The sequence below is a fragment of the Bacillus sp. JJ1532 genome (genome assembly GCF_036965085.1).
Lineage (GTDB): Bacteria > Bacillota > Bacilli > Bacillales > Cytobacillaceae > Cytobacillus.
The window spans coordinates 12,048-19,311 of the sequence record NZ_JBALOW010000064.1 but is presented as its reverse complement, the minus strand read 5'-3'; the positions used below and the strand labels follow the sequence as shown (position 1 = coordinate 19,311).

The window sequence follows — 7,264 nt, the reverse complement described above, 5'->3', positions numbered from 1 at the left end:
GTTTAAAACAGTAGTATTATATTTTTATTGCATTTAGTATGAATGTGGAGGGTGAGATTTTGTTTTATGGTTGGATAGTGGTATGGCTGACATTCTTTGTCATACTAATTGCTGCAGGCATTCGCTCGATTACGGGTATACTCATTATACCACTGGAGCAGGAATTTGAATGGAGCCGTTCCTCTATTTCGTTTGCCTTTGCAATTAACTTAACGATATATGGATTCTCAGGTCCGTTTATTGCAGCCGGGCTTGAAAGAATTGGTATTCGAAAAACGATGGCATATGCGATGCTCGTGCTAGTAATAGGAATGACGGCTAGCTTATTTATGAGTCAAATTTGGCATCTGAACCTCATTTGGGGAGTTATGATTGGAGTGGCCAGCGGGGTTTTTCTTACCGTTTTAGCAGCAACTATAGCTAATAATTGGTTTGAAAAACGAAAGGGAATCGTTGTCGGCATACTAATGTCAGCTACTGCCGCGGGGCAAATGATTTTTCTTCCGTTGCTTTCCAATTTGACTGAGGCTTTTTCGTGGAGAACAGGGATTTATGTATTTATTGGGTTAGGTGTCTTGATGATTCCCCTTATAGCAATTTGGATGAGAGATAAACCGGCTGATAAGGGACTAATCCCTTACGGTGCAGTCGCAAATCAAATTGCCCCTGTTATTCAGAATAAAAAAAATCCAATTAAGGAAGCATTCGAGGTATTATGGATAGGTGTTCGTACGGTTCCATTTTGGTTATTATCCATTAGCTTTTTTATTTGTGGTTTATCCACTGCGGGATTGATTGGGACGCATTTTATCGCGGCTTGTGGTTTGTATGGTATATCAGAAGTAAATGCAGCAGGCTTGTTTGCATTTATGGGGATTTTTAATATTATTGGAACGATGATTTCGGGATGGTTATCTGATCGGTTCGATAATCGATGGCTATTATTTTGGTATTACGGACTTCGGGGATTATCCCTAATCATCCTACCGTATGCACTTGATTTACGATCCTATCCAATGCTTGTCGCTTTTTCTGTATTTTACGGTTTGGACTGGATCGCAACCGTGCCACCAACCATCCGGTTAGCCTCAGAATACTTTGGAAAAGAGCGGGGAGCGATCGTCTATGGCTGGGTGTTTGCTGCTCACCAAGTGGGCTCGGGTGTTGCTGCGTTTTTAGGCGGCTACTTTTATGAAATTTTTAATGGCTATTCGATCACGTTTATTTCAGCAGGTGTACTTTGTATTGTAGCAACGTTTTTTGTGTTGAGTTTTAAAAAGAAGCAGGGAGCATTAAAGAATACAGTAAGTGCTTAATGCATATTAGACATGATGAAGGACTTGAGGATAATTTATCGAATATGTGTCGTATAAACTCTAGTTAAAGGACATACTTTGATAGTTTTATCTGTTATGTGTACTTTAAGCTTTTGTTAAAGGACATACTATGTTAGTTTCGTCTGTAATGTGTCCTTTAAGCTGTTGTTAAAGGACATACTATGTTAGTTTCATCTGTAATGTGTCCTATAAACTTCTGTAAAAAGACATACTTTGGCACTTTTATCCCTTATTTGATCTTAAAAAGTGGATTACATAGGCTATCTATTATAATATATCTATTGTGAAATGATAAATGTAAGTAAAAATGCCCTTAAGCATTTTCAATGGGATTAGGCGTTTGAACTTAGAAAGGAGACAACATGAAATTACGAATGGTTTTGCTGACCCTAGCAGCAGTGCTATTTCTTGCTGCTTGTGGTCAAAAGGGTTTAGAAGATCCAATTACATTAGCAGATCAAGATAACAATGAAGTTACATTTCCATTAGAGAAGCCAGCATTGTTCTTTTTTATTACAACATACACCTGAGGACTTTGTCAGCAGCAACTAGTTGAGTTGCATGGAAATCTTGACATGTTAGATGACATGGATATGGAAATGTATATTATCAGTCATGATACACCGGAACAGCAAAAGGAATTATACAACCATTTAAAGGAATATTTTGGAACAAGTTTGCCGTTTATTTCTGACCCGAAAATGGAATTGATTGACCGATTCGGAATGAAGAATGGTGATGTTGCTTATCGCGGCTACGGAATTTTGGACCAAAATGGGAAAATCGTTTTCAAAAAAGTAAATGATCATTGGGGAGAACAGATCGAACAAACTGTTCAAGATATTGAGAAGGAATATAAAAAAATTAAACAATAAAATATAGCCAGTCCTGAGTATAACAAATACTAAGGGACTGGCTATAATTTTTGTTATCGAAAAAACTTTATGATTGCAACAAACCTCACAATCTAAATTCCATCCCATCCTCCGCTATATGAAAACCTCTATCCTCAATTTGCCTTCGAATTTGACGATCAGAGTCAATAACAGGGTTCGAATGATTAAGATGGGTAAAATATATTTCCTTTTCTCCAACTAAATCTTGAAGCCTTTCCATTGTTTCTGTCATGAGAGGGTGGGGAATTTCTCGGAAATCCCGGCCAATTTTTTCAAGGTCTTTCGGTGAATGAAAGGTCCCATCAAGCAGGCAGATGTCAACCTCTTGGCAAGCATTGTATATATCTTGGTCCCATTCATTCCAGCGGTCGATATCTGGAATGTAGAGGACTTTTTTATTCGGTCCGCTAATCACAAATGCAAAAGTCTCAGAGAATTCATTTCGATGCGGAACATCCATTGGAATAATTGAAACTTGCTGAGATATGGGAAGTGACTGTCGATTCCTAATTTCATGCGTTACGATGTTCTTTAGCTTAGTTAATTGACTCCATGGCGCCTGTTCATTTAGCAGCTGATTCATTTTTTGACCTGCAAACACAGGAGTTCCAGCAGCACCAATTGCTTCACGCCCCAAAAAGAGTAACCCCGGATAATGACCTAAATGGGCATGCGTTAAAAAGATGCTATCCATAAGCTGGCCCTGCAAGCTGTATTTTAATTGCAGATTTACCATCTGTTCTTTTAAATCAGGAGTCGCATCAATCAAATGCCATTTTCGCTCATTCGGAAGAACGATGGCCAATGAGGCGGCAAGGCGCCGAACCTTAGGATTATTAATCGCCTCTGTACAATTTTCACAAAAACAATTTGGATGTGGCAGTCCAGCATCTTGTGCCGTTCCTAATACATGTAAAATCACTTCGCTCATTGAAAAATTTCTCCTCTATCTTTTAATAGCTATTGTATCTTCTTCATGATAATTCTTCTTTGAAATCGTCCAGCCAGTGAAGCCTAATAGGATATTGATAAGCGGGACTAGGAAAACAAAGAAAGCGTACGGTATAAATTCGCCAGGGGAAACGCCAAGGATACTCATTGCAAATACAGCAGGGACACTCCATGGTACGAGGTTAATCCCAACCGTTCCAGCCGCTTCTACACATCTTGAAAGGTTTTTCGTATCTATTCCCATTTCTTTATATTTTTTTACAAAGGTTCTGGCTGGTAAAATAATCGCCAAAAATTGAGCACCACTTGCAAAGGCTACTACAAAAGTAGAAAGAATCGTTGAGCTAATTAAGGTTCCTGCAGATTTGACCTTCGCCATCATTTTTCGAGTTAATATTTCAAAGGATCCTGTATCTTCTAATATACCTCCAAGTGCAGTCGCGATGATTAATAAAGCAATTGTACCAAGCATTGACATCATGCCGCCGTTATTTAACAAGGAATCTAATGCTGCAACACCAGAATCAGCGGAATATCCGTTTGTCATGACTTGGATAATGGAAGATACGGATGCTCCTTGGACAAAGACGGCAAGCACACCACCTAAAAGACTAACACTCATTAACGCAGGGATGGCTGGTATACGTAAAATCATTAGGATGATTGTTAGTACTGGCATCAGCAATAATAGCGGATGAATGAAAAATACATCATTTAGACCAACCTTGATCGTATCAATGACATTTGCATCCGCCCCAACACTTGTCGCTCCGGAATTACTAACAATCCAATACATTAAGATGGACAAAAAATATGCAGGGAGCGTGTCCCAAAGCATATGCTTAATATGGCTAAATAAATCTGTGTCAGCCATGGCAGGTGCAATATTTGTAGTGTCAGAAACGGGAGATAATTTGTCTCCAAAATAAGCTCCTGAAATCACTGCTCCAGCAACAAGACCCGGGGGAAATCCAAGTCCTTCCCCAATCACCATAAAAGCAAGGCCGATGGTTGCAATAGATATGAAGGAGCTTCCTAATGTTACTGACACAATACCAGTAACAAGTGCTACAATAGGGACGAATAATTCTGGTTTTATGATGGATAGACCATAGTAGATGATTGTTGGGATGACACCGCTTGCGATCCATGAGCCAACAATCATGCCAATAATAAGCAAAATAAATACAGCTGGTAAAGCTCTAGCAACTCCTTGAACCATCATATTTTGGATTTCATCCCAGCTCCAGCCGCAAACCTTCGCTACGATTGCAGCTAGGATAACCCCAATCATTAATGGGATATGCATACCTGCTTTCCAAATAAATATCGATAAAGCTGCAGAAATGATTAATGCAAGTATTGGAATGACAGACATCCCAATGCTAAGTTCCTTTTTCATATTATATTCTCCTTCTCTAAGCAAAAAAACAAAAAAAGCCCCATCCCCAAAAGGGACGGAAGCTCCGCGGTACCACCCTAGTTAGCAGATTACTCTGCTCTCTTATTAGATAACGGCCAAAACCGGAAAAACAGCTCCCTAACTGTATTTCACTATACACCTTGCCTGATTTTCACCACCATCAAGTCTCTGTCTTTCAAGAGTGTATGAGCTACTTAAATAGTTCAACGCTTTTGTGCTTTTATGCTTTTGTGTAATCAAGTATAGTACTATCATATTATTAAATTCCTTTATCAGTCAATGATTTTCTAATGAGTTTTAATTTAGAAGAGGTATTAAATTTNNAATTAGAGGGTATTACATATTCATATAGAAGTATTAATAGTATGGAATGATTGCTTAATAAATTCGATTAGGGGGATGCACATGCGTAACAAAGAAATGCTGCTTATACCGGGACCGACACCTGTTGTCGATTCCATTTATGATGCACTTGCAGAGGAAACAAGAAGTCATACGGATCATAGGTTTACAGCTATATACCGAAGTGCTATTGAGAAGACAAGGGAAATGCTAAACAGTGATGGAGAAGTATTTGTAATCTCAGGGTCCGGGACACTTGCAATGGAAATGGCTCTCGTTAATACGGTAGAAGCCGGAGAAAAGATTCTTGTCATTAGTCAAGGCTTTTTCGGAGATCGCTTTATCAAAATTGCCGACGCATTCGGGATTGAAGCCGAGGTTATTCAATCAGAATGGGGAAAACGGGTTGATCCCGATGAAGTTAAGGAAAAGCTTGCGTCCGGAAATTTCAAGGCTGTTACGATTACACATGCCGATACATCCACAGGTGTTTCAGCAGATTTAAATACTTTAGTACCGATTATTAAGAGCCATGGTGCCCTAATCATCCTTGATGGTGTTTGTGCTACAGCTGCAATGGAAGAGGATATGAGCAAGTCTTATGGGGATGAAAATGCGAAGATTGATGTTGTTTTATCAGGCTCCCAAAAAGCAATCGGTGTACCGCCGGGAATCGCAATTGTTGCCTTTAATAAAACGGCATTGGTTGCACGAGAACAAATAAAGCGTGTGCCTGCGTACTATTGTGATATTAACAATTGGATTCCAATTATGAATGACCCTTCCAAATATTTTGCTACTCCGCCAGTCAATTTAATCTATGCCTATGAAGAAGGGATGAAGCTCGTATTAGCTGAAGGGATGGAAAATCGCTATAAACGTCATAAAGCGTTTGGGAAAGCGGTTCGAGCTGCTCTTGCCGTATACGGGATGAAAGCTATAGCGGACGAGGCGGTTGCGGCTGATACATTAAGCTGTATTCTTTATCCAGATGGCATGGATGATGCTGCTTTCCGGACTGCCCTAGCTGAAAAAGGACTAATTGTGGCAGGAGCTCTTGCTCATTTGGCTGGCAAAGCATTCCGGATCGGCCATATGGGAAATACAACCGATCAGATGCTTGAAAAAGCAGTCGTTTTAATTGGAGAGACGCTGATAGAACAAGGATTTGAGGCCGACACAGTAAAAGCTGTGATGCGTTTTAGAGAGTTGGCGACACCTGTCCGTTAAAAACAAGAAAGCCTTGCAAGCGTATACCTTGCAAGGCTTTTTTTTCTTAATAATATTATCCGCTAAAAGCTTGTTCACGGGCTCTGGCTACAAAATAGAGGTAAAGAATGATAGAAAAAAGTACGGAGACAGCTGCTACCATATAAATCGCACTATATCCAAACCAGTGGCCAATCTGGCCGAAAGCTATGGCTCCAATTCCCACACCTAAATCAAAAAATGAGAAAAAGGTTGCGTTGGCCATACCTCTCCGATGAAGAGGAGCTTCCTTTACTGACCATGCCTGCAAGGCAGGCTGAACGGTGCCAAAACCTAAGCCATAAAGAATAGCTGCTATGTAGAGAATCAAACTACCCGGCAGCCATGAAAGTAATCCCATCGAAATTAATATAAGAATAGCCCCTGGGATAAAAACGGCCTTATGTCCCTTTTGATCATAAATTTTTCCAGCAAATGTCCGTGATAACAATAAAGCAAATGCATAAAGCAGAAAGTACCATTGGATTCCTTCGACCCCTTTTTGCGCGGAATAAAGGGGCAGGAAGGTGGCGATTCCTCCAAAAGTTACTGTTAAAAAGAATAACAGTACTGAAGGTGGAAGTGCACTTTTCTCATAGAAATCCCACTTTTTATGAGGCTGCTGCACAGCTGCGGGATCAACTTGTTTATAGCGAATTTTCAACGATAGAATGAAGGCCATTAATCCAAGGAGTGAGCAAATTATAAATAACATCTTAAAAGAAATAGTGCCTGTTAGGGCAAGACCTAGAGTGGGTCCAAGTGCTAATGCGATATTGCCTGAAAGTCCATAATATCCCATTCCTTCTCCGCGCCTTCTTGGGGGGATTAGGTCAGTCGCGATCGTTCCAGAAGCAGTTGTGGAAAAGCCCCAGCCAACTCCTTGAACAATTCTAATAAAGAAAAGAAAAAATAAACTTTGGACAAAACCGAATGATCCTACTGAGATCACAAATATCCCCAGCCCAAATAAGTAAACAAAACGCCTGCCCCTTGATTCTAATGCATGCCCGGCAAAAGGACGAAGAAGTAAAGAGGAGAATGTGAAAATTCCTACTACTATGCCG

Annotated in this window: 6 protein-coding genes, 1 pseudogene and 1 other annotated feature; of the genes and pseudogenes, 4 read left to right on the top strand and 3 right to left on the bottom strand. The window is 40.0% G+C overall.

What is annotated here, in order from left to right; genetic code table 11:
* Positions 1-59 precede the first annotated feature (59 nt).
* The 3 genes and pseudogenes from V7122_RS19765 to V7122_RS19755 all read left to right on the top strand — a co-directional run.
* A complete protein-coding gene (locus V7122_RS19765; protein ID WP_335528518.1) occupies positions 60-1,316 on the top strand; it encodes an MFS transporter in 1,257 nt (418 codons plus the stop codon).
* A gap of 383 nt (positions 1,317-1,699) precedes the next feature.
* The gene (locus tag V7122_RS19760) at positions 1,700-1,867 is read left to right on the top strand and encodes a lipoprotein (RefSeq protein ID WP_335348315.1); all 168 of its coding nucleotides are present in this window, start codon (positions 1,700-1,702) and stop codon (positions 1,865-1,867) included.
* Between the two features lie 18 nt (positions 1,868-1,885).
* Positions 1,886-2,212 (top strand): annotated as a pseudogene (locus V7122_RS19755) (redoxin domain-containing protein); the annotation flags it as partial.
* An 85-nt stretch (positions 2,213-2,297) separates the two neighbouring features.
* Here V7122_RS19755 and V7122_RS19750 read toward each other — a convergent pair.
* Both V7122_RS19750 and nhaC read right to left on the bottom strand, forming a co-directional pair.
* Positions 2,298-3,164: an MBL fold metallo-hydrolase gene (locus V7122_RS19750; protein WP_335528516.1), complete on the bottom strand. Its 867-nt coding sequence runs from the start codon at positions 3,162-3,164 to the stop codon at positions 2,298-2,300.
* A gap of 15 nt (positions 3,165-3,179) precedes the next feature.
* Complete coding sequence (nhaC, locus tag V7122_RS19745) at positions 3,180-4,586, bottom strand: Na+/H+ antiporter NhaC (protein WP_335528512.1); 1,407 nt, start codon at positions 4,584-4,586, stop codon at positions 3,180-3,182.
* Between the two features lie 48 nt (positions 4,587-4,634).
* Positions 4,635-4,823: a binding site (T-box leader), on the bottom strand.
* Between the two features lie 189 nt (positions 4,824-5,012).
* Here nhaC and V7122_RS19740 point away from each other — a divergent pair.
* Positions 5,013-6,179 carry a pyridoxal-phosphate-dependent aminotransferase family protein gene (locus tag V7122_RS19740; protein ID WP_335528510.1) on the top strand — a complete coding sequence of 389 codons (1,167 nt, stop codon included), beginning with the start codon at positions 5,013-5,015 and terminating at the stop codon, positions 6,177-6,179.
* 55 nt (positions 6,180-6,234) lie between these two features.
* Here V7122_RS19740 and V7122_RS19735 read toward each other — a convergent pair.
* The coding region (locus V7122_RS19735) for an MFS transporter (protein WP_335528508.1) at positions 6,235-7,264 on the bottom strand (1,030 nt) is incomplete at its 5' end.